Source organism: Thioalkalivibrio sp. ALJ3, from assembly GCF_000377205.1.
In the GTDB taxonomy this organism is placed as follows: domain Bacteria; phylum Pseudomonadota; class Gammaproteobacteria; order Ectothiorhodospirales; family Ectothiorhodospiraceae; genus Thioalkalivibrio.
In genome coordinates this window covers 293,413-314,585 of the sequence record NZ_KB897907.1, presented here as the reverse complement: position 1 = coordinate 314,585, position 21,173 = coordinate 293,413, and the positions used below count along the sequence as shown (strand labels likewise).

The window sequence follows — 21,173 nt, the reverse complement described above, 5'->3', positions numbered from 1 at the left end:
GCGCCTCTCTAACGCTGGCAGGTTGGGCAGTACGCCGAGGCTCGCTGCCCGATACGTCGGTTGCGCAGCGGCGTCGCACACTCCAGGCACGGCTCTCCGGCGCGTCCGTAGACCCGCAGTGACTGGCGAAAATACCCGTGGGTCCCGTCCTCGCGCAGGAAGTCGCGCAGGGTCGTGCCGCCTTGTTCGATCGCCGCTCCCAGCACCGTGCGGATGAATCCGGCCAGTCGTCCATATTCCGCCCGGGTCACGCGCCCGGCGGCCCGCCCCGGACGGATCCCGGCCAGGAACAGCGCCTCGGTCGCATAGATGTTGCCCACGCCGACCACGATATCCTGATCCATGATGAAGGCTTTGACCGGACCCCGGCGCCCGCGGCTGCGGCGGAACAGGTAGTCGCCGTCAAATTTGGCATCCAGGGGTTCCGGCCCCAGGCCGGCCAGCAGGGAGTGTGCCTCGCCGGTCTCCGGCAGCGGCAGGCAGCACCCGAAGCGGCGTGGATCATGAAAGCGCACCTGCGATCCGTTCGCCAGGTGCAGGACCAGGTGGTCGTGTGCACGCAGCGGGACGTCGGGGGTGCAGTGGCGCAGCGAGCCGGACATCCCGAGATGGAGGAGCATCCCGCCACGATCGGTGCGCAGTAGCAGATACTTGGCGCGTCGTGTCAGTTCAATGATGCGGGCGCCGGCCAGTTGTGCCGGCAGCGCCTGTGGCACCGGCCAGCGCAGGCGTCCATCGCGTACCTCGAGCCGGCTGATGGTTTGTCCTTCAAGAAGGGGTGACAGGCCGCGTCGGGTGGTCTCGACCTCGGGCAACTCAGGCATGCACGCCCTCGATCTCGAGCAGGAGTTCCGGCCGGCAGATGTCGCCCCGAACCCATTGAACGACAGGGCCTGGATTCATTGCCTTGTATTGCTCGGCAATTACGGCCGCAACTGCGGCGCGGTCCTCCGGATGCCGCAGGTAGACCCGCAACCAGGCAGGGCCGGGTAGTTCGCGCCCCGCCGCGTCATGCAGGGCATGCAGGTTGCGTACCGTCTCGCGCGCCTGTGCGACCACGTCCTCCGCGTGGCGGCTCTCGTGGCCGACGATGCTGGCCGTCCCGGAGACCATCAGCATGGGCCCCTGCTCGGCCTGCAGCAAAGTGGCGCGGGCAAAGGTCGGGCTCTTCGGGCTGTAGCGCTTGGGGTAGTGATAGGCGCTGACCTGGCGTGGATTCTCGATCGCTTGTGCCGGACTCCGCGTGGCAATGAGATAGACGAAAAGTCCCGACTTGCGGGTTCCGATGGCGGTGGCTGCGGGCATGCTGCCCAGCGGGACCTCAAGTGCTTCCAGGGCCTCGGCGCGGCCGACGCAGAAGGCCTGGTAACGCTCCCGGTCCTGCTCGTCGCCGTGGATGTCGGAAAAGTAATTCCAGATGCGCGCTGGATGTTCGAAGCCGCGTTCCCGGCAGGCCCGCAGCAACTGATCGTAGGCCTGCTGCGTTTGGTCCCGCAGGGGCTGGTCCGGTCCCTGCCAGGCGGCAAACAGGACATCGTCAAATTCCAGCAGATGCAGGGGGCTGGCGTCCATGGACCGAGCCGGGCCCTCTCCCCACCAGCGCTCGACGTAGAGGTCCGGGGCGAGGGGCTCGAGCCCCGGAACGATCCGTAGCTGGCCGCCCTCGGCAGAAACGCTGGCGGGCCCCTCCAGCCGTACATGCAGGCCATCCTGAGGCGTCGTCACGGGGGAACCGAGCCGGCTATGGAGGTGGGGTGCCATCAATTACGTCCTGGACAGCGAATCGAGTAGGTCCTCCGTCCAGCGTACCGCTTCCAGATAGAGTCGGCTGGCAACCTGTGGTGCGACCGGGGATTGTTCCGCGGGCGGGGGTGCGGCCGGTCCTTCGAAGGCCTCGATCGTCTGGAGCCAGGGCGCCAGTGGTCCGCGCTGTTCGAGCAGGGCCTGCTCCATCTCCGGTGACAGGTGCAGGTCGTTCAGGATGCGGCGCAGGGGGACGCCCAGCACTCGATCCAGGCCCGAAAGCATCCCCAAGGTGAAATAACGTTCGCACTCCGCCTCGGGCAGGCCCTGGGTCCGCGCCAGGAGCATGCCCATGCGGGCACGGATCATTACCTGTTCAACTCCGGTCGAAGGGCCGGTCGCACCGTGGAGGATCATCAACATGGCCATGCGCCGGATGCGCCCCTGGCCGAGGCGGAGGATCGCCTGATACAGGTCTTCAGTGGGCTGTGCACCGCGATAGCTGGGGCTGTTGGCAATGCGCAGAATCTGAACCATGAGGCCGGGTTCAGCGCTGATCAGACGCTCCAGCTCACGGGGTTCCGGGTCGACCTGCTGCAAGGTCTGCAACAGGCGCAATAGCGCCAGTTCCAGGCTCTCCAGGCGCTGGCCTTCGATCACATGCGGGTGTGACAGGTGGTAGCCCTGGTAGTAGCGAAAGCCCAGCGTCTGGCAGTACTGGTACTGTTCGGCCGTTTCCACCTTCTCCGCCAGCAGCTCGACACCGAACTGCCTCAGGCCATGGACCTCCCGGGCCAGTGCCTCGTGGGTCATCGTCAGGATATCCAGCTTTACGATGTCGACCAGTTCAACAAGGTCGGAATGGTGGTCCTGGAACTGGTAGTCGTCGAGCGCGATGCGAAATCCCGCGCTCTTAAGCCGCTGAACGGCCGCTACGACCTCGTCGTCGATCTCGATGTCCTCCAGGAGTTCCAGTACGACCTGATCGGGGGGGAGTGCGGTGATGACCTCGTTGTCCAGAAAGGAGCGCGTCAGGTTGACGAAGGCCAGGTGCTGGCCCACCAGGTGGGGAAGCCCGATATCCACGAACGCGCTGCGCAGCAGGTCTGATGTGGCCTGGTCGCCATCGGTGATGGTGGCCTCGTTATAGTTTCCCGCGCGAAAAAGGAGCTCGAAACCCACCAGCTGTTCGTGGGCGTCGAAGATGGGTTGCCGACCGACAAAAATTGGGTGCATGCTTGCGTTTGCCAGTAGAGGGGGTAGGCAGCCATGATCTGCACGTGGCTGGCCCGGGAGAGAGCGAACACATCATGGAGTCGATTGAGGCGCCGTTCGGCGAGGTCGTGGAGCTGCGGCAGATACTGCACGACTCGGGAATCCCTCTCCTGAGGATTATTATCCGTGATGGAGGTCGCTATACCAAGCTTGACTTGGACCCGTCAACTGCCCATAGCTGGGGACGGATGATGGTTCGCTGGGCCGAGTCCGTGGCTGAAAGCGGCGATGTGGAGGGGCGACGGGACCAGGGTGATTCCGGGCCGTGACGGGGCAACAGGTTGTTTCCAGTAACAAAAAGCCCGGCAATGCCGGGCTTTTCTTGTCTGTATTCAGACGATCTCGCGCCGGGCAATGGCTACTTGATCTTGGCTTCCTTGTACATCACGTGCTTGCGGATGACGGGATCGAACTTCTTGATCTCCATCTTTTCGGGCATGTTCCGCTTGTTTTTCGACGTAGTGTAGAAATGGCCGGTGCCGGCGGAGGACACCAGGCGGATCTTGTCGCGTGCGCTTTTCGCTGCCATGGAGAGCTCCTTACACCTTTTCGCCGCGGGCGCGGCAGTCCGCGAGCACTGCATCGATGCCCAGCTTGTCGATGATCCGCATGCCCTTGCTGCTCACACGCAGCCGCACGAAGCGGTTCTCGCTCTCCACCCAGAAGCGGTGGGTGTGCAGATTGGGCAGGAAACGCCGCCGCGTCTTGCGGTGGGCGTGGGACACGTTGTTACCGGTCGCCGGGCGCTTGCCGGTCACCTGACATACTCGGGCCATCTCGGGGACTCCGGAAATTGGGTCTAGCAAAAGACGGCGGATCATAGCCCAGTCGCCCGCCGGGTGCAAGATCGTCAGCGATCGCGGTGGCCTGTGGCGACCGGGCTGTCCTGGGCAGGCGCAGGGGAGTACTGGCGCGCCCAGGACAGTGCCTCGTCGAAGGGCATGGGGCGGGCGATCCCGAAGCCCTGGGCGTCGTCGCAGCCCAGCTCGCGCAGCATTGCGAGGGTCTGCTCGTCCTCCACGCCCTCGGCCACCACCTTCAGACCGAGGTCGTGAGCGAGACCGGTTGCCGCGCGGGTAATCTGCTCGTCCACTCGCTGTGTGGCCATTTGGGACACGAAGGTTTGATCAATCTTCAGGGTCGTGACCGGCAGGCTTTTCAGATAGGAAAGGGACGAATATCCGGTGCCGAAATCATCGATGGAAAGCGCCAACCCCTGTCCGTTCAGGCGCCGCAATGCACCGATCACCTCGTCGGGGTCGGCCATAAGGGCCGTCTCGGTAAACTCGATCTCCAGCGAGCTGGCCGGCAGGCCGGCGGTCTCCATCCGATCGATGATGGTTTGTGCAAAGTCGGGATTGAGGAAGTTGCGTGCCGAGACATTGATGCTGACGGGCGCCAGGATTCCCTGCGCGCGAAAGGCAAGAAGGTCGGCGATCGCCAGATCCAGTACCTGGAGCGTCACGGGATGGATGAGGCCCGTGCGTTCGGTCTGCGCGATGAACTGACCGGGCGGGACCTGACCTCGCTGCGGGTGTTCCCAGCGCAGCAGGGCCTCGAAGCCGCACACTTCGCCGCGCAGAAGGTTGATCTTGGGCTGGTAATGCAGCCGGAGCTGATCCCGCTCCAGGGCGTCCTGCAACTCGCCCAGCAATTCCACGCTATGGCGGCTGGCATCGTTGCTGCGTCGGTCGTAGGTGCGGTAGCGACGCCCGGACTGGCTGGCCTCGTGCATGGCGATCCACGCCTTGGTCAGCAGCCGTTGCGGGTCGTCCTGTTCGTGGAATGGAAACGACGACACCCCGGCGTGCGCCCCCAGGTACACCTGCAGCCCCAGCACCTCGAACGGGGACTGCAGTGCCTCCACGGCCTTTTGCGTGGTGGCCAGGCATTCCGGCCGGCTGCTGTGAGGCAGCATCAGGGCGAAGTGATCGTCGTGGATGTGATAAACGAGGGCATTCGCAGGCCCGGCAACCGCCTGCAGTCGTTCGGCGATACTCTTCAGCAACGGTCGTTCCGCGGCAAAGCCCAGGACACCGATCGTGTCCGGATAGCTGTCCATCTGCAGGCTGACGACGAATACCCGGGTAGCGGGCTGGTCTGCGCTCTGGGCTTGGGCCATCAACTGGTGGATTTTCTGTTCCAGCGATTCGCGATTGGGCAGTGCCGTAACAGGATTGAGATAGGCTTGGTCAATCAGGCGGTTCGCGTGCCGGCGCAGCTGGGAAAACAGCCAGCCGCTGAACCCGCCAAGCACCAGATAGATTCCCGCTCGAGTCATCCAGTTGGCGGCCGGTTGCGCGATGCCTTCGTCGACATTCAGGGGCATGAACGGCCCCAGCAGCAATCCGGCCAGCAGCCCGAACGCCAGCCCGCCCCACAGGCCCATCAGTGCGGCGCCCAGCAGTACCGGGATCAGTATGAAGTTGAGATAGGAGGTACTGGTTCCGCCAGTCTGATAGACCAGCAGCGTGACGCCGGCCATCAGGATCAGGATCAGCCCCACACCGGCCAGGCACCAGGCACCGGTCACTCCCAGCCAGGATTCGGGACGCCACGGTCGATCGAACTCCGATAGCCGCTCCATGTGCGTTCCTTTTTATGGCATGAGTTCCGTGGTTCTTCCTTGTCTATAGACTCATTCTAGTAGCTTTACGCATTCTTGCTACCAGCACCTGCCGTTTTGCTGCCAGCCTTGAGCGGAAAGTGCGTCCGTCAAGCGTCACCGAGCGGTTGGGTCCGGCCTTCGCCCGGCTGTCACGCTTGCTGGCGGCTTGGTAGCATGCCAGGGGGTACGGGGTTGCGGAGTGGTGCATGGCCGATCGACGTTTGCAGGTCTTTCTAACGGTAGCGCGTTTGCTGTCCTTCACGCGGGCGGCCGAGGTCCTGCACATGACCCAGCCGGCGGTCACCTTCCAGGTCCGCCAGCTGGAGGAACAGCTGGAGACGCGGCTGTTCGACCGCAACCACAACCGGGTGACCCTGACCGAGGCCGGGCGCCTGGTGCAGCGTTATGCCGAGCGTATCTTCGATACCTATGGCGAGCTGGAGGCCGCACTGCGCGAACTCAAGGGCGCGGACGGCGGGGCGATCGTGATCGGCGCGAGCATGACGGTGGCCGAATACATGCTGCCGGCTCTGCTCGGGGCCTTCCGGCGCGCGCACCCGGATATCGGCATCCGCCTGCGTGTCGGGAACACCGAAAATGTCGTCGCGATGGTCGAGGAGGGCAGTGTCGATCTGGGCATTGTCGAGGCGCCGGTGAGCCATCGGACCCTGCTGGTGCAGCCCTGCACGGTGGATCAGTTGCGGCTGATCGTGCCCCCGGAACATGCGCTGGCCGGGCGCAAGAGCGTGCGGGTCGCGGAGTTCGTCGAGCAGCCATTCATATGCCGCGAGGAGGGTTCCGGGACCCGCGAGGTTATCATGGAGTACCTTGGGCGGTCCGGTTACGACCGCAACACCCTGCGCGGGTGCATGGAACTGGGCAGCCCGGAGGCCATCAAGGGCGCCGTGGCGGCGGGCGTGGGCGTGTCGGTGCTGTCCGAGGCCGTGGTTGCCAAGGAACTGGCGCTGGGCGAGCTGGCGGCCATCCCGCTGGACCCGCCGCTGGAGCGCCCAATCTCGCTGGTGCATGCACGCCAGCAGTTCCGCGTACCGACGCTGGAGGTGTTGATGCAGTTCCTGCGCGGCTACTGCACGGGCCTGGGGCCCGGCGTGGCCGAGGGTGAAACCGCGAATACCAAACCCAAGCGAATAGAAGACGCGACATGAAGAATTACTGCGTAGTGCAGCACAGTTACTCCGAGTTTCTCGGCCTGATCGAGTCACAGCTCGAGAAGCGCGATATCGGCTTTTCCTACTACCGGCCCTTTGTCGGCCAGGACCTCCCCGGGTCGGCGGCCCAGTTTGATGGTCTGTGGTTGCTGGGGGGCGCCTGGCCGACCGCGGACCACGAGGAGAACCCGCAGGTCCCCGACGAGCTGGCCCTGATCGATATCTTCCGCCGTTCGCAGCGCCCGGTCGTCGGGCTGGGCATGGGCGGATTGCTGGTGGCCGAGCAGGCCGGCGGGACCGCGTATGAGGACCCGATGTACCGAGCCCGTTTCGTGACCGCGCACAAGACCGCGGCCGGCGAGGGCGACGATCTGGCCGAGGCCCTGGACGGACGCCGTGTGCTGCAGCTGGTCAACGGCCGCGTGGATCTCCCGGAGGGGGTGGAACCGGTTCTGGTGGACGACGATGGTGACTGGCTGGCGATCCGGCCGGACAAGCTGACCTATGGGTTGCTGTTCCGGCCGGAAATGAAGCCGGGCATGCTGGAAGACATCATCATGGAGGCCAAGCACAACCCGCCGCCGAACATGGGCGAGTTGCTGGGCGAGGCGCGCATGGAGTGGGGCGAAATGCAGAAGGTCACCGAGGACGTGATCGTCGCCCTGGTCAAGGAACTTGGCTTGATGCAGGAGCGCCGCAAGATGCCCGTGTTCAGCCTGAACATCGAGAACGACTAGCGATGCTCCCGCCGATGGGCGATCCGGGTGGACTGGGCGGGGGCGATGTCGCCTCTGCCCTGGCCGCCCGTGACAAGAAGAAAAAGGACGACCCGGCGCGGGAGTTGGCCGAGATCGCGGCGCGCCTGTCGTCCGAGGATCAGGACAGCCTGCTGAAATTCGCGCGCTTTCTTGAGCAGCAGTCGCCGGCCCCGACGCCGGAACCGGTGCCCGATCCTGCGCCGATCCCGCGCCCGGAGAGCGAATCGGTGATCAAGGCCATGCGGCGGCTGTCGGCGACCTACCACATGCTGGATCGTTCCAGGCTGCTCAACGAGACCTCGGCGCTGATGGCCCAGCATGTAATGCAGGGGCGTCCCGCGGTGGAGGTGATTGACGAGCTGGAGGTCGTGTTCCAGGCCCACTACGAAAAGGTGGTGGCCGAAGACCCGACGCGCCAGGGCGGGTCCGCCGAGGCGAGCACGGACGCGGAGGGGGACGGGCCTCGATGATCGACGTCCTGCGCGAGTGGTATCGCCGACACTTCACCGATCCCCAGGTGGTGATCCTGGCCTTCCTGCTGCTGGCGGGGTTCCTGATCATTATCTTTGCCGGGCGCATTCTCGCCCCGCTTCTGGCCTCACTGATCATCGCCTACCTGCTGGAGGGGGCGGTGCAGAAGCTGATACGTCTGCATATTCCGCGCCTGCTGGCCGTGACGATCGTGCTGATCGCGTTCCTGGCGCTGACGGTGGCCGCGCTGTTCAGCGTCGTGCCGTTGATGTCGGCCCAGGTGACGCAACTGGTACGCGAACTGCCGGGCATGATCCGCGAGGGTCAGGCCCTGCTCCTGCAGTTGCCCGAGCGCTATCCGCAGCTGATCACCGACGAGCAGGTGCGCGACCTGATGGGCGCCATTCAGGCCGAGGCCACCATGCTCGGACAACGCGTGGTCTCGTTCTCGCTGGCCGGTGCCCGGCATCTGGTGGATGTCGTGATCTACCTGATCGTGGTGCCGCTGATGGTGTTCTTCATGCTGAAGGACCGCGACCTGATTCTCGACTGGGTGCGCAGCTTCATGCCGCGCGACTCGCACCTGGCCAGCCAGGTGTGGCGCGAGGTCAACGTGAAGATCGCCAGCTATGTGCGCGGCAAGTTCATCGAGATCCTGATTGTCTGGGCCGTGAGCTTTCTGACCTTCAACTGGTTCGGCCTGGAATACGCCGTGCTGCTGTCGTTCATGGTTGGCATCTCGGTGATCATCCCGTACATCGGTGCGGCCGTGGTGACCATTCCGGTCGCCGCGGTGGCCTACTTCCAATTCGGGCTGTCCAGCGAGTTTGCATGGCTGCTGATCGCCTACGGGGTGATCCAGTTCCTGGACGGCAATGTACTCGTGCCACTGCTGTTCTCTGAGGTGGTCAATCTGCATCCGGTCGCAATCATCGCGGCAGTGTTCGTGTTCGGGGGTATCTGGGGGCTTTGGGGCGTGTTCTTTGCGATCCCGCTGGCGACCCTGGTGCACGCGGTGATCAAGTCCTGGCCGCGCACCGACAAGCTCGATACGAGGCCCGAGGCCGAGCCACCGACTGCGACGGCCGAACCCACCGAAGCCGCACCGAAGTAGCCCTGCCAGCCCGGCGTTCCGCGTTCGCGCGGGAGTCTGGCTCGGCTTGCACATTCACAACAACAAGAAGAAAAACCCAGCATGACCGGTACCGAAATCCTGATGAACGTGACCCCCCAGGAAAGCCGCGTGGCCCTGGTCGAGAATGGCGTTCTGACCGAACTGCATCTGGAACGAGCCCGTCGGCGCGGGATCGTCGGCAACATCTACAAGGGCCGTGTTGTGCGCGTGCTGCCGGGTATGGACGCGGCGTTCGTGGACATTGGCCTTGAGCGTACGGCCTTTCTGCACGCCTCGGACGTGGCCCCGGTGGAGCGCGAAGAGCTCGATGGCAATGGACAGGGCAACGGGAACGGAAACGGGTCCGGCCGTGCGGAGACCATCCGCGAGCTGCTGCGCGAGGGCCAGGATGTGCTGGTTCAGGTGATCAAGGACCCGCTGGGCTCCAAGGGCGCCCGGCTGACGACCTACATCACCGTGCCGTCGCGCCACCTCGTGCTGATGCCGAATCAGAGCAATGTGGGTGTGTCCACGCGTATCGAGGATGACGGTTCGCGCAGCCGCCTGCGCGAGAAGGTGGAGGCCCTGCGCGACGAGATCGCCCCGCAGCACGGGTTTATCGTGCGCACCGCGGCGGAGCTGGTGGATGACGAGGCGCTGGAAAACGACACCGCCTTTCTCAAGAAGGTCTGGGACAGCATCCAGATCGCGGCTTCCGAGGCTGGCGCCGGAGAGGAGGTTTACGCTGACCTGCCGCTGGTGCTGCGCATCCTGCGCGACATGGTCGGGGTGGAGATCGAGCGCATCCGCATCGACTCGCGCGAGACCTACCAGAAGGTGTGCGAGTTCGTCGCACAGTACCTGCCGGAGCTGGTTGGGCGGATCGAGCACTACCCCGGCGAGCGTCCGATCTTCGATTTGTTCAATGTCGAGGAAGAGATCCAGCGGGCTCTGGAGCGCAAGGTCGAACTGAAGTCCGGGGGCTACCTGATCTTCGATCAGACCGAGGCGATGACCACGGTGGATATCAACACTGGCGGCTTCGTTGGCCATCGCAAGCTCGAAGAGACGATCTTCAAGACCAATCTCGAGGCGGCCCAGTCGATCGGGCGCCAGCTGCGTCTGCGCAATCTCGGCGGGATCATCATCATCGATTTCATCGACATGCAGGACGACGAGCACAAGCGTCAGGTGATCCGTGCGCTGGAGAAGGCGCTGGAGCGCGATCACGTAAAGACGCAGATCTGCGATGTCTCGCCGCTGGGGCTGGTCGAGATGACGCGCAAGCGCACACGCGAGAGCCTGGAACACCAGCTGTGCGAGCCGTGTCCAACTTGTGCGGGGCGCGGCTATCTGAAGTCGGCCGAGACCGTTTGCTACGAGCTGTTTCGCGAGATCCTGCGCGAAGTACGACAGTACGACGCGCGCGAACTGCGCGTGCTCGCCTCGCAGAACGTGATCGACCTGCTACTGGACGAGGAATCGGCCAGTCTGGCGGAGCTGCAGAGCTTTGTCGGTATCCCGATCCGTTTCCAGGTGGAGACGCTATATACCCAGGAGCAGTTCGACGTGGTTTTCGTCTAGTCAGGGAAACGCTGGGTAAACGATCGCCCAGCCAGGTACGGAGGAGGATACGGACGGCGTGACATCGATGCGCGGGCCCAGACAACGCGGGGGTCCCGGCACACCGGGCCGGCAGGGTTGCGACTGGCCGGGGCTGAAATGAGAGTTCTGTCACACTCAGTCCGGATTGTTCTAGGCGTGCTCCTGCTGCTGGTCGCACTGGCCGCGCTCGCTGTGCTGGCCCTGCGCCTGACCGTGGCCCACTGGGACGGGCTTGATTATTGGGTGGAGTCAACGGCCAGCGAGCAACTGGGCTATCCCGTACGCACGGACGAGATCGATCTGGGCTGGTCCGGCTGGTCCCCGGCGCTGGTCGCGCGGGGGGTGAGCGTCGACCTGTCTGGCGAGGAGCCGCTACACCTCGAACGCCTGCGTCTGTCACTGAGTGCCGGCGCATCACTTCGCAGCCGCTATCCTTCAATGCAGGTCGAGGTCGCCGGCACCGAGGTCCGGGTCGTCCGCGAGGCCGATGGTGCGATTCACGTACACGGGTACGAGGTTGGCCTGGGCGATGGTGCCTTGCTGGAGATCCCGGTGGAGCGCTGGCCGGATCTCGAGGCCAGTGAGGTGCGTATCACATGGGAGGACCGCGGGGCGGGCCTGGAGTCAGTCCTGGATGTGCGGCGTCTGGCCGTACGGTCGGATGCCCGGGGTCGGCTGCGACTGTTCCTCGATGGCGCTATGCAGGGCGCGGCCGATGGGGACTTCATCCTGGGGGTGGAGGTTCCCGATGCGACCATGCGCGACGGGCGTTTCTTCCTCGACACCGAACCGGTGGCACTGGGGGCCTGGTCTCCCTGGCTGGTGCGCCTGGGCTGGGAGCCGCCTCCCGGCACGACTGCGCTGCGTCTTTGGGGCGAGATTGACGATGGCCGTGTGGTCGCGCTGCGCGGCGAACACGACACCCAGCTGGACGGAGCCGGGGGCGAGCCGGGGGGCGCCTTTGGTCATCGTTTCGACTGGCGGGTGCGCGGCGCCGCCCACGAATCCAACTGGACCGCCACCCGTCCGGGTTCGGGTGACGTGCGTCTGCGCTACACCCTCAAGGGGGAACCCGACGCCCTGATTGTCGACGAACTGGAACTCGCGGCGCGAGATCTGGAAGTGGAACCGTATGCACCCCTGCTGTTCCTGGTGGAACAGCGGGCCCCCGAACTGGCTGACCCGCTGCGCGAGGTGCGGCCGCGGGGTCGGCTCGCTGATGCCTGGGTGCGGGCACGTCACGACGGGGAGCGCCTGGAGCCGGATGAGGGGCGGGCGGAATTGCGCGATATGCAATGGCATTCGGGTAACTACGGACCCGGTGTGCAGGGGGTCGACGGGGAGCTGGCCTGGCGCGAAGGGGGGCTGGAGCTCGATCTCGACAGCCGCAATGTGCGCTTCGAAATGCCGGCGTTGTTCGACGACCCTCTGTGGATCGAGACGGTGCGCGGACGGCTGCGTGCCGAGCGCAACGAGGCCGGTGACTGGCGTATTGCTGGAGAGGGCCTCGATGTCGCCAACGAACACGCAGCGGCGCGGGGCCGCATGCGGTTGTTGTTTGACGGGCACGAGTCGGGTCCGCGTGTGGACCTGGCGCTGGATATCCTGCGTGCCGATGGTGACTACACCCAGCGTTATCTGCCGGTCCACCTGTTACCGTCCAATACCTACCAGTGGCTGGCCGAGAGCATCCAGACCGGGGTCTCCAGCGGGGGCGGCATGGTCTATCGGGGCCGAGGCCGTGACTTTCCGTTTACCGATCAGGAGGGGGTGTTCGATCTGTGGGCGGACATCGAGGAAGGTCTGCTTGACTATGAGCCCGGCTGGCCGGTGGCGGAGGATTTGCGTGGGAGGTTGCTGTTCCACAATGCAAGTTTCCGTGCGACCGATGTCTCCGGACGCATCCTCGACACGGCTGTCCACGGGACGGAAGTGCGGATCGACGACATGATGGACAACCCGGTCCTGGAGATCGAAGGCACGGCCGACGGCACCGCACAGGACCTCATGCTGTATCTGCGTCAGGCCGGGCTGATGGAGGATGCCGCCGAGATTCGCGATGCCGCCACACTGGAGGGGGCTACGCGCCTGGCCTTGGGTATTACCCTGCCGCTTGACGAGGACCGCCTGCAGGACGTCCGTGTACAGGGACGGCTGGATTTGTTGAGCACGCGGGCCGAGGTGGCCGACTGGCCGACCGGGTTCGAGGCCGTGGAAGGTTCGGTGCATTTTGATACCCACGACCGGGTATGGGCTGACGACGTGCAGGCGCGCGTCCATGGGGAGTGGATCAACCTCAGTGCCGACTGGCCGTTGAATGGCGAGGAGGCCAGTATCCGGGCGTATGGTCCCCAGCCGCTGGAACCGTGGCTGGAGGAAATACCCACTCTGCAGCCCTACCTGGACGGGCACGCGACCTGGGACGTGACCCTGCGGCTGGGGGATGCGATCGATGGTGTGCGCCTTGATTTGAGTTCGGATCTGGTCGGAGTCGGGATCGACTGGCCCAGTCCCATCGGCAAATCCCCTGATGAGCGGCGTCCGCTGGAGGTGACGCTCCCGTTCGGTCACAGCCGAGCGGGCATCGGGCATGTCCGGCTGGGCGAGACATTGCGGGCCCACCTGCGCCTGAGCCCAACCCAGGCGCCGGACGATCCGGCCGCGAGGGGAGTGGATCCGCACACCGCCGCTGCGGGCATGGCGGTGCAGGCCATGGCGCTGGAGATCGGGATCCCGGAGGCAACGCTGCTCCCGCTCCCCGGCGAGGGACTGTCGGTGCGGGCGCGGTTGCCGGAGCTGGAGGTTCAGCCCTGGCTGGAGGCTCTGGCCGAGGCACCCTGGGCGCGAGACGTGGACCTGGGCGATGTGGAAGCCGCGGATGGCAATGGCGGGCTCGGCCTGCAACGAATCGAGCTGGACGTGCGCGATCGTATCCGCTGGGGCGAGTGGGAGATCCCGGGGACGCGTCTTCAGGGGCAGCGTCGTGATGATGGCTGGGACCTGGAGGCCCGGTCTTCCTGGCTGGCGGGCAGTGCTGCCTGGCGGTCGTCGGCTGATGGGCGTGACCGCTGGCAGGCGCGTCTGCGTCACCTGGTGCTCGAAGACATGGATTTCGACGGCGAGCCGCAGACGGACACCACCGTGCAGGCCGTAGAGGAAGGGGGGCTGGACGATCCGCGGGAGTGGCCGGGGGTGGACCTGATCCTCGACCGGCTGCAAGTGGGGGAGTACCGCCTGGCCGATGTGCACCTGGCGCTGGAACCGGTGGACCAGGGCCTGCGGGTGGACAGCCTGCGGGCCCGTGGGCCGGATGGAGATCTGCAGGCGACAGCCAGCGGCCATTGGCATGTGCTTGCCGACGGACGCCCCGATACGCGTCTGGATGTCCGCTTGTCGGGGGGTGACTGGGGCGGGGCCCTGGAGTCGGCCCGGTTTTCCCGCGCACTGGTGGGTGGCGAGGGCGAGGGTCGACTGGACCTGTCCTGGGCTGGCCCGCTGTATGCACCGCGCCTGGCGTTACTGGCCGGCACGATGGAACTGGAACTGGAAGATGGCCGTCTGGCGGATGTGGAGCCGGGAGCGGGGCGCCTGCTGGGGCTGGTGAGTCTGGATGTGCTGCCCCGGCGTCTGCGTCTCGATTTCCGTGACGTGTTCACGGAAGGGCTTTCGTTCGACCGGCTGGACGCGACGGCGACGCTGCAAGATGGCAATCTGCACGTCCCCGACATGGAGATGCGGGGCCCGTCCGCGCGCGTGCGTCTGAGTGGCCGCACCGGTTTGATCGCACGGGATTATGACCACCATATCGTGGTCGTCCCGAGCCTGCGTACGGCATTGCCGATCGTCGGAGCCCTGGTCGGCGGTCCGGTAACCGGGGTGGTGGTACTGTTGGCGGAACGAGTGCTGGGAATTGGGGATCAAATCGAAGAGGCGGCTCGCGTGGAATATCGCGTGACCGGTCCGTGGGACGACCCGGAGGTGCAGACCCTGGTTCAGCCCGCCACTGACAACGACGACTAGCGGATGTACCGATGACACAGGTAGCGGCAATACAGATGGCCTCCGGGCCCCAGCCCCAGGCAAATCTGCTGGAGGCCAAGCGTCTGCTGCAGGAGGCCGCGGACAAGGGGGCGTGCCTGGCGGTGCTGCCGGAGAATTTCGCGTTCATGGGGATGCAGGAGCCGGACATCCTGGGCATCGCCGAGGTGGCGGACGGGGCAGGGCCCCTGCAAGCCTTTCTCGCCGAGCAGGCGCGCCGCCTGGGATTGTGGATTGTCGGCGGGACCGTGCCTCTGCAAACCGAAGGAGGCCAGCGCGTACGTTCCGCCTGCCTGGTGTTCGACGACCAGGGTCAGCAGGTGACGCGCTACGACAAGATTCACCTGTTTGATGTGCAACTGCCAGACAGCAGCGAGGCCTACACCGAATCGAAGGTGTTCGAGCGTGGCGAACAGGTGGTCGTCGTGGATACCCCGGTGGGGCGTATGGGGCTCGCGATTTGCTATGACCTGCGCTTCCCGGAGCTGTTTCGGGCCCTGCTCGATCAGGGCGCTGACTGGGTTGCGCTGCCGGCGGCGTTTACCGCGCAGACCGGCCAGGCCCACTGGGATGTCCTGCTGCGTGCACGCGCAATCGAAAACCAGTATTACATGCTCTCGGCGGCCCAGGGCGGGTTTCACGTGAATGGTCGCGAGACCCATGGGCACAGCGCACTGGTCGACCCCTGGGGGCGGGTTGTGAATCAGCTACAGCGCAACCCGGGTGTGCTGCTGGCCGATCTGGATCATGCCCAGGTCGAACGTATCCGCACGGTATTTCCGACCATCGATCACCGGCGTCTGGCTTGCCCGGGGACCGTTTAGTACGTCTGTCCGGGCAGGCACGACTGCCTGGCATAACCGCGTGGCGCACGGGCTTGAAAGCCCGGCGTGGACCCCAAGCTCCATACTGAACGTCTTCCCGAACCACGAGGATTCCATGATCGACAGCCTTGCCCAACAAACCCTGCTCGACCCGGCCGGCCTGGGTGACCACGAGCTGACCACCCTGCTCGGTACCACCTTCGGCCGCGGTGTGGACGGGGGCGACTGCTACTTCCAGTTTGCCTGCCAGGAGGGCTGGTCGCTGGAGGACGGCATCGTCAAGTCGGCCAGCTTCAACATCGAGCGCGGGGTGGGCATTCGCGTGGTGCGCGGCGAACAGACGGGTTTCGCCTATTCCGACGACATCGCGATGCCGGCACTGCTGGATGCGGCCCGGACCGCGCGCAGCATCGCCGATGCGGGCCAGAGCGGACGGATCGCGGTCGCGAGCCGCGCGCCCTCGCGTCCGGCGCTGTACGCCCCGGAGAATCCGATGGACTCGCTGGACGAGCAGTCCAAGATCGATCTGCTAAAGGAAGTGGACGCCGCGGCGCGCGCTGCCGACCCGCGCGTGACCCAGGTGATGTGTTCCCTGTCCGGGGTACACGAGGTGGTCCTTGTGCTGAATGCCCGCGGCGAACTGACTACCGATGTGCGCCCGCTGGTCCGCCTGAGCGTTCAGGTGATCGCCCAGCAGGGCGATCGCCGCGAGTCCGGCACCTCCGGGGGCGGCGGCCGCTTCGGTTACCGCTACTTCCTCGAGAACGACCGCGCGGCCGGCTATGCCCGCGAGGCGGTGCGTCAGGCCCTGGTGAATCTGGAGGCGCGTGACGCACCGGCCGGTACGATGAAGGTTGTGCTGGGCCCCGGCTGGCCCGGTGTGCTGCTGCACGAGGCGATTGGCCACGGCCTGGAGGGCGATTTCAACCGCAAGGGGACCTCGGCCTTCTCTGGGCGCATCGGCGAGCAGGTGGCTGCAAAGGGCATCACCATCGTCGACGACGGCACCCTGGAAGGGCGCCGCGGTTCGCTGAACGTGGACGACGAGGGCACCGCGACGCAGCAGACCGTACTGATCGAGGACGGCACCCTGCGCGGCTACATGCAGGACGAAATGAACGCACGGCTGACGGGCGTCCAGTCGACCGGCAACGGCCGGCGCGAGTCCTACGCCCACCTGCCGATGCCGCGCATGACCAACACCTACATGCTGGGCGGCGAGGCCGACCCGGAGGAGATCCTCGCCTCGGTGGAGGACGGCCTGTATGCGGTCAACTTCGGCGGCGGGCAGGTGGATATCACCTCCGGCAAGTTTGTCTTCTCCGCTTCCGAGGCCTATCGCGTCGAGAAGGGCAAGGTGACCTACCCGGTCAAGGGCGCGACCCTGATCGGCAACGGCCCGGACGTGCTGACCCGCGTCTCGATGGTGGGCAACGACATGCGCCTGGACCCCGGAGTGGGGACCTGTGGCAAGGAAGGACAAGGCGTGCCGGTGGGAGTGGGGCAGCCCACCCTGCGTATCGACGGCATGACCGTGGGTGGCACCCAGGCCGCCTGAAGGCCGGGTGCCCGAGCAGCGACAAGGAGGCTTAGATGAAGCTGGATTTTCTGGATCAGGAACATTCCCTGCCCGAGGGACATGGCCACGACAAGATCGTGCAGTGGCATGTCTTCCGCGACCGCGAACGGGCCGAGCATTTCGCCGATCACGTCGAGCTGGGTGCGGGCCAGGAACTGGTCGGTGGCTGGACCCGTGACAGCGTTGGCAAGCTCTACTGGGTCGGCGTGCACGTCGAGGACCTGGAACGCTGGGGTAACGTTGGCGCCGTACACAAGCACACGGGCCGCCCCTCCTGAAGCCCCGCGGGGCTTTACGCACCACGGCGGGCCGGGATGCACCCGGCTCGCCGATACTGTTGATCTGATTGCAAACGGACGTCTGTATGAGCACATCCCCCGAACGCATGGCGCCGGATCGCGAGATCCAGGCCCTGTCCCATTCCGCCGACTCCCTGCAGGATCGCGTCCAGCGGACTCTGGACGCGGCCCGCGCGCAGGGGGCTTCGGGTGTGCAGGCGGTGGTCAGCCACAGCGTCGGGCTGGAGCTCTCCGTGCGCAAGGGCGAGATCGAGACGCTGGAGTACGAACGCGATCAGAGCCTGTCGCTGATTGCCTACTTCGGCCAGTCGAAGGGGGCCGCCTCGACCACTGATTTCAGCGAGCAGGCCTTGCTGGATACGGTCGAGGCCGCCTGCCGCATCGCGCGCTACACCGAGCCGGACCCCCATGCCGGGATGCCCGATCCCGCGCTCAAGGCCGGGGAGTGGGATGACCTGGACCTCGATCACCCCTGGGACTGCGATGCGGAGCAGGCGACCGAACTCGCGCGCGCGATCGAGGCCGCGGGCTTTGCCGCCGATTCGCGGATCGAGAACTCCGAGGGTGCGAGTGTCAGTACCCGCCGGGCGATCGCCTTTCTCGGCGACTCGCAGGGCTTCATGAGCGGGTATCGCAGCACGCGTCACGCGATGTCCTGTGCCCTGGTGGCGCGCGACGACGCCGGCATGCAGCGTGACTATGCCTACACCGTGGCCCGCCACTCGGCGGACCTCGACGCCTGCGAGGCCATCGGGCGTCAGGCCGCCGAGCGTACCGTCCGGCGTCTGGGCGGGCGCAAGCTCTCCACGCGCAGCTGCCCGGTGCTGTTTGTCCCGGAGATGGCGCGCACGCTGATCGGCAGCTTTACCCGCGCGATCTCCGGCCCCGCACAGTATCGCCACAGCTCGTTCCTGCTGAATGCGGTCGGGGAGCCCGTATTCCCCGACTGGATGCAGATCGAGGAACGCCCGCTGACGCCGCGCGCGCTTGGCAGCGCTCCGTTCGACGGCGAGGGCGTGCGTACGCGCAACCGCCCCCTGGTGGCCGATGGCGTACTGCAGAGCTATACCCTGGACAGCTATGCCGCCCGGCGCCTGGGGCTGGAGAGCACCGGTAACGCAGGCGGCGCGCGTAACGTGACCGTCAAGCCGGGCGAGCGGGACTTTGCCGCCTTGCTGGCCAAGATGGACACGGGCTTTCTGGTGACCGAACTGATCGGCCAGGGCGTAAACGCGGTAACTGGTGACTACTCGCGCGGCGCCGCCGGCTTCTGGGTGGAGAATGGCGAGATTCAGTACCCGGTGGAAGAGATCACCATCGCCGGCAATCTGAAAGACATCTACCAGCGCATCGTCGCGGTGGGGACCGATGTGGACCGCCGGGGCAACATCCACACCGGTTCTATCCTGGTCGAGTCGATGACCGTCGCCGGCGACTGACTCCCTAACCGCAAGCCGCCTGCCAGATTGGTACCTGATAGGGGTCGCGGGTCTGGTCAAGGCGCGCGATCGTCATCGTCCTGCCCCAGACGCAGCCACTGTCCAGTGACAGCCAGTCGGCTCCCCGGCGGTGGCCGAGGGCGGCCCAGTGACCGAACACAAGGGGCGAACCGTGACTCGGGCGTCGCGGCCAGGCAAACCACGGTATCAGTGTCTCCGGGGCGTCTTCCGGTGGCCCGTTGCCCGCGAATTCCAGACCGCCATCGGGCATCAGATAGCGCATGCGGGTAAAGGAGTTGATCGTGTAACGAAGGCGATCATACCCGGCTAGCTCCGGGTCCCAATGGGCGGGCTCGTCGCCATACATCACTTCGAACAGGGCGTGGCGTCGCGCGTCATCGCGCAGTTCGGCCTCCACCCGCCGGGCCTCGGTCTGCGCGGTCTCGAGATCCCAGCCCGGCGGGATGCCGGCGTGCACCAGGGTCCAGCCAGTGTCGGAATCCGTGTGCAGCAGGGGGCGCTGTGTCAGCCACTCCAGGAGTTCGGCGGCATCCGGGGCATCCAGCACGGGTTGCAGGGTGTCCTTGTTCCCGGGCGTGCGCACGCCCTCGGCAGTGGCCAGCAGGTGCAGGTCGTGATTGCCGAGCACGGCCGTTGCAGCATCGCCCAGGGCGCGTACGTAGTGCAGGCAGCCAAGCGAGTCCGGTCCCCGGTTGACCAGGTCGCCCACCAGCCACAGGTGATCCGTGGCGGGGTCAAAACGAACCTGCTCCAGCAGGCGTTCCAGCGGATCCAGGCAGCCCTGGAGGTCACCGACGGCGTAAAGGGCCATGGGGCCGGCCTAGTGAAGCGTGCGGGGTACGGAGAGCGTGAAGGGCGGGATCGGAGCCTCGAAGGTGTTGCCGCGTTCGTCCTGCATGCCGTAGCTGCCCTCCATGGTGCCGACGGGTGTCTCGATCACCGTGCCGCTGGTGTATTCGAAGCTGTCGCCGGGCTCGATGCGCGGCTGTTCGCCCACCACGCCTTCGCCGCGCACTTCCTGCGTCTGGTCGCGGCCATCGCGGATGATCCAGTGGCGGTTCAGCAGTTGCACGGTCAGCGCGCCGGAGTTGCGGATCGTGATGTGATAGGCGAACACGTAGCGGTCGTCATCGGGTTCCGACTGGTCCTCGACGTAGGCCGTGGCGACCTCGATCTCGATTGCGTGCTCTTCGGTTGTGTGGGGCGAATTCATTCGTTTGCGGCTCCTTGTGGGGGAAACACTGAGATCAGTGTTTCCCCTGCCGCCAGGCGCTGACGGCAGCGCCCAGCAGGCCGGGTTCAGGGTGCATGATAAGGGACACAGGCAGACGCTCAAGCAAGTGGGTCATCGGTGGGCGATTATGCAGGGCCCGCAGAAACGTCGTGTCCTGGAAGTAATCGGCCCAGCGCGGGGCGATTCCGCCGGCCAGGTACAACCCGCCGGTGGGCAGCGCGGTAAGGGCCATATCGGCCAGTTGTCCCGCATAGATCGTCACGAAACGCTGGACGACGGCGAGGGCCGCCGCGCGGCCGTCATCGGCCAGATCACTGATTGCGGCGGCCGGGTCGGCCGCGGTCAAGGCCCGTGCCAGCGCGCCATCGTCCCGGCGTGTCAGCTCGAAGCGTGCGATGCGCGCAATGCCGCGGCCGCTGAGCAGGTGTTCGCGGGTGCAAAGCCCTTCCTCGGCGCTAACGAACGCCGCGAGCGCCGCCTCTTCTGCATCGGCGGGTGAAAAGCGCGCGTGACCTCCTTCTCCGGGATGAATGGCAGGCTGCCGGGGCGGGCCGACCAGGCAGGTCCCTAGACCCGTGCCGGCCCCCACCACCAGGCGCATTCCGTCTGCATCGGCTGTCGCGTTCTGGAGGGTGATTCGGTCTCCCGGTTCCAGGGCATCCAGGCAGGCGCCGACCGCGGCGAAATCGTTGATCAGGGCTACGGGTATGTCCAGGGTCTGTTCGAGGGCACGCGCATCCAGTTCGGGCCAGTCGAGGTTGGTCGCGCGGGCCCGACTCCCCTGCACGGGGCCGGCGAGGGCCAGGCCGGCGGCCGCCAGAGGCTCGCGCGGAGCGACCTCGGCTCGCCAGGCCTCGAGGATGTGACCAAGGTCCGGAAAGTCACGGCTGGGATAGCGGTGGATATCATGCAGCGACCAGTGCGTGCCGTTGTGGCGGGCGCGTGCGACCCGGGTGCGGGTCCCTCCGATGTCGGCCACGATGAAGTCCATGGGCC

20 protein-coding genes are annotated in these 21,173 nt (G+C 65.8%); 11 read left to right on the top strand and 9 right to left on the bottom strand.

Annotation, left to right across the window (positions count from 1 at the left end; translation table 11 throughout):
• Nucleotides 1-8: 8 nt before the first annotated feature.
• The 3 genes from mutM to C935_RS0108005 are packed head-to-tail and all read right to left on the bottom strand — an operon-like array spanning nt 9 to nt 2,979.
• Nucleotides 9-824 carry a bifunctional DNA-formamidopyrimidine glycosylase/DNA-(apurinic or apyrimidinic site) lyase gene (gene mutM / locus C935_RS0108015; RefSeq protein WP_018861994.1) on the bottom strand — a complete coding sequence of 272 codons (816 nt, stop codon included), beginning with the start codon at nt 822-824 and terminating at the stop codon, nt 9-11.
• Nucleotides 817-1,761, bottom strand: coding sequence for a hypothetical protein (locus C935_RS0108010; RefSeq protein ID WP_026278728.1), 945 nt, complete (start codon nt 1,759-1,761; stop codon nt 817-819). Before C935_RS0108010 ends, mutM begins: the two co-directional genes overlap by 8 nt.
• 3 nt (nt 1,762-1,764) lie before the next feature.
• On the bottom strand, nt 1,765-2,979 hold the full coding sequence (locus C935_RS0108005) for an EAL and HDOD domain-containing protein (protein ID WP_018861992.1): 1,215 nt from the start codon (nt 2,977-2,979) through the stop codon (nt 1,765-1,767).
• Nucleotides 2,980-3,053: 74 nt separating this feature from the next.
• Between C935_RS0108005 and C935_RS0108000 the strand changes: the two genes are divergently transcribed.
• A complete protein-coding gene (locus tag C935_RS0108000; protein ID WP_018861991.1) occupies nt 3,054-3,287 on the top strand; it encodes a hypothetical protein in 234 nt (77 codons plus the stop codon).
• Between the two features lie 89 nt (nt 3,288-3,376).
• Here C935_RS0108000 and rpmG read toward each other — a convergent pair whose 3' ends face one another.
• The 3 genes from rpmG to C935_RS0107985 all read right to left on the bottom strand — a co-directional run bounded on the left by rpmG (nt 3,377) and on the right by C935_RS0107985 (nt 5,605).
• Nucleotides 3,377-3,547: a 50S ribosomal protein L33 gene (gene rpmG / locus C935_RS0107995; RefSeq protein ID WP_012983362.1), complete on the bottom strand. Its 171-nt coding sequence runs from the start codon at nt 3,545-3,547 to the stop codon at nt 3,377-3,379.
• A 10-nt stretch (nt 3,548-3,557) separates the two neighbouring features.
• Nucleotides 3,558-3,794: a 50S ribosomal protein L28 gene (rpmB, locus tag C935_RS0107990; RefSeq protein WP_012983361.1), complete on the bottom strand. Its 237-nt coding sequence runs from the start codon at nt 3,792-3,794 to the stop codon at nt 3,558-3,560.
• A gap of 74 nt (nt 3,795-3,868) precedes the next feature.
• The gene (locus C935_RS0107985) at nt 3,869-5,605 is read right to left on the bottom strand and encodes a bifunctional diguanylate cyclase/phosphodiesterase (protein ID WP_018861990.1); all 1,737 of its coding nucleotides are present in this window, start codon (nt 5,603-5,605) and stop codon (nt 3,869-3,871) included.
• A gap of 227 nt (nt 5,606-5,832) precedes the next feature.
• On the opposite strand from C935_RS0107985, the gene C935_RS0107980 reads away from it, so the two are divergent.
• From C935_RS0107980 to pmbA, 10 genes are all read left to right on the top strand, one after another.
• Nucleotides 5,833-6,792 (top strand): LysR family transcriptional regulator, encoded by a 960-nt coding sequence (locus C935_RS0107980; RefSeq protein ID WP_018861989.1) that lies wholly within the window; start codon nt 5,833-5,835, stop codon nt 6,790-6,792.
• Nucleotides 6,789-7,532 carry a type 1 glutamine amidotransferase gene (locus tag C935_RS0107975; protein WP_018861988.1) on the top strand — a complete coding sequence of 248 codons (744 nt, stop codon included), beginning with the start codon at nt 6,789-6,791 and terminating at the stop codon, nt 7,530-7,532. Before C935_RS0107980 ends, C935_RS0107975 begins: the two co-directional genes overlap by 4 nt.
• A gap of 2 nt (nt 7,533-7,534) precedes the next feature.
• Nucleotides 7,535-8,023, top strand: coding sequence for a hypothetical protein (locus C935_RS0107970; RefSeq protein WP_018861987.1), 489 nt, complete (start codon nt 7,535-7,537; stop codon nt 8,021-8,023).
• Nucleotides 8,020-9,138, top strand: coding sequence for an AI-2E family transporter (locus tag C935_RS0107965; RefSeq protein WP_018861986.1), 1,119 nt, complete (start codon nt 8,020-8,022; stop codon nt 9,136-9,138). Before C935_RS0107970 ends, C935_RS0107965 begins: the two co-directional genes overlap by 4 nt.
• Before the next feature lie 81 nt (nt 9,139-9,219).
• Complete coding sequence (rng, locus tag C935_RS0107960) at nt 9,220-10,722, top strand: ribonuclease G (RefSeq protein WP_018861985.1); 1,503 nt, start codon at nt 9,220-9,222, stop codon at nt 10,720-10,722.
• A gap of 138 nt (nt 10,723-10,860) precedes the next feature.
• Nucleotides 10,861-14,763 (top strand): YhdP family protein, encoded by a 3,903-nt coding sequence (locus C935_RS0107955; RefSeq protein WP_026278726.1) that lies wholly within the window; start codon nt 10,861-10,863, stop codon nt 14,761-14,763.
• An 11-nt stretch (nt 14,764-14,774) separates the two neighbouring features.
• A complete protein-coding gene (locus C935_RS0107950) occupies nt 14,775-15,605 on the top strand; it encodes a carbon-nitrogen hydrolase family protein (RefSeq protein WP_026278725.1) in 831 nt (276 codons plus the stop codon).
• A 115-nt stretch (nt 15,606-15,720) separates the two neighbouring features.
• Nucleotides 15,721-17,163: a metalloprotease TldD gene (gene tldD, locus C935_RS0107945; RefSeq protein WP_018861982.1), complete on the top strand. Its 1,443-nt coding sequence runs from the start codon at nt 15,721-15,723 to the stop codon at nt 17,161-17,163.
• 35 nt (nt 17,164-17,198) lie between these two features.
• Nucleotides 17,199-17,462: a hypothetical protein gene (locus C935_RS0107940; protein ID WP_018861981.1), complete on the top strand. Its 264-nt coding sequence runs from the start codon at nt 17,199-17,201 to the stop codon at nt 17,460-17,462.
• An 86-nt stretch (nt 17,463-17,548) separates the two neighbouring features.
• On the top strand, nt 17,549-18,922 hold the full coding sequence (pmbA, locus tag C935_RS0107935) for a metalloprotease PmbA (RefSeq protein ID WP_018861980.1): 1,374 nt from the start codon (nt 17,549-17,551) through the stop codon (nt 18,920-18,922).
• Between the two features lie 4 nt (nt 18,923-18,926).
• On the opposite strand, the gene C935_RS0107930 is transcribed toward pmbA, so the two are convergent.
• From C935_RS0107930 to C935_RS0107920, 3 genes are read right to left on the bottom strand one after another with little or no spacing between them, the layout of a single operon-like run.
• On the bottom strand, nt 18,927-19,754 hold the full coding sequence (locus C935_RS0107930) for a symmetrical bis(5'-nucleosyl)-tetraphosphatase (RefSeq protein WP_018861979.1): 828 nt from the start codon (nt 19,752-19,754) through the stop codon (nt 18,927-18,929).
• Nucleotides 19,755-19,763: 9 nt separating this feature from the next.
• A complete protein-coding gene (gene apaG / locus C935_RS0107925) occupies nt 19,764-20,156 on the bottom strand; it encodes a Co2+/Mg2+ efflux protein ApaG (protein ID WP_018861978.1) in 393 nt (130 codons plus the stop codon).
• A gap of 34 nt (nt 20,157-20,190) precedes the next feature.
• Entirely contained in the window at nt 20,191-21,168 is a 978-nt protein-coding gene (locus C935_RS0107920) for an ROK family protein (protein WP_018861977.1), read from the bottom strand.
• Nucleotides 21,169-21,173 lie beyond the last annotated feature (5 nt).

Excerpts from the sequence above, each read along its gene's own strand:
- C935_RS0107940 (WP_018861981.1), top strand. The coding sequence starts at position 17,199 with ATGAAGCTGGATTTTCTGGATCAGGAACATTCCCTGCCCGAGGGACAT.
- apaG (WP_018861978.1), bottom strand. The coding sequence starts at position 20,156 with ATGAATTCGCCCCACACAACCGAAGAGCACGCAATCGAGATCGAGGTC.
- C935_RS0107985 (WP_018861990.1), bottom strand. The coding sequence starts at position 5,605 with ATGGAGCGGCTATCGGAGTTCGATCGACCGTGGCGTCCCGAATCCTGG.
- C935_RS0107955 (WP_026278726.1), top strand. The coding sequence starts at position 10,861 with ATGAGAGTTCTGTCACACTCAGTCCGGATTGTTCTAGGCGTGCTCCTG.
- C935_RS0107950 (WP_026278725.1), top strand. The coding sequence starts at position 14,775 with ATGACACAGGTAGCGGCAATACAGATGGCCTCCGGGCCCCAGCCCCAG.
- rng (WP_018861985.1), top strand. The coding sequence starts at position 9,220 with ATGACCGGTACCGAAATCCTGATGAACGTGACCCCCCAGGAAAGCCGC.
- rpmB (WP_012983361.1), bottom strand. The coding sequence starts at position 3,794 with ATGGCCCGAGTATGTCAGGTGACCGGCAAGCGCCCGGCGACCGGTAAC.
- tldD (WP_018861982.1), top strand. The coding sequence starts at position 15,721 with ATGATCGACAGCCTTGCCCAACAAACCCTGCTCGACCCGGCCGGCCTG.
- C935_RS0107970 (WP_018861987.1), top strand. The coding sequence starts at position 7,535 with ATGCTCCCGCCGATGGGCGATCCGGGTGGACTGGGCGGGGGCGATGTC.
- mutM (WP_018861994.1), bottom strand. The coding sequence starts at position 824 with ATGCCTGAGTTGCCCGAGGTCGAGACCACCCGACGCGGCCTGTCACCC.
- C935_RS0108000 (WP_018861991.1), top strand. The coding sequence starts at position 3,054 with ATGGAGTCGATTGAGGCGCCGTTCGGCGAGGTCGTGGAGCTGCGGCAG.
- C935_RS0107965 (WP_018861986.1), top strand. The coding sequence starts at position 8,020 with ATGATCGACGTCCTGCGCGAGTGGTATCGCCGACACTTCACCGATCCC.
- rpmG (WP_012983362.1), bottom strand. The coding sequence starts at position 3,547 with ATGGCAGCGAAAAGCGCACGCGACAAGATCCGCCTGGTGTCCTCCGCC.
- C935_RS0107980 (WP_018861989.1), top strand. The coding sequence starts at position 5,833 with ATGGCCGATCGACGTTTGCAGGTCTTTCTAACGGTAGCGCGTTTGCTG.
- C935_RS0107975 (WP_018861988.1), top strand. The coding sequence starts at position 6,789 with ATGAAGAATTACTGCGTAGTGCAGCACAGTTACTCCGAGTTTCTCGGC.
- C935_RS0107930 (WP_018861979.1), bottom strand. The coding sequence starts at position 19,754 with ATGGCCCTTTACGCCGTCGGTGACCTCCAGGGCTGCCTGGATCCGCTG.
- C935_RS0108010 (WP_026278728.1), bottom strand. The coding sequence starts at position 1,761 with ATGGCACCCCACCTCCATAGCCGGCTCGGTTCCCCCGTGACGACGCCT.
- C935_RS0108005 (WP_018861992.1), bottom strand. The coding sequence starts at position 2,979 with ATGCACCCAATTTTTGTCGGTCGGCAACCCATCTTCGACGCCCACGAA.
- C935_RS0107920 (WP_018861977.1), bottom strand. The coding sequence starts at position 21,168 with ATGGACTTCATCGTGGCCGACATCGGAGGGACCCGCACCCGGGTCGCA.
- pmbA (WP_018861980.1), top strand. The coding sequence starts at position 17,549 with ATGAGCACATCCCCCGAACGCATGGCGCCGGATCGCGAGATCCAGGCC.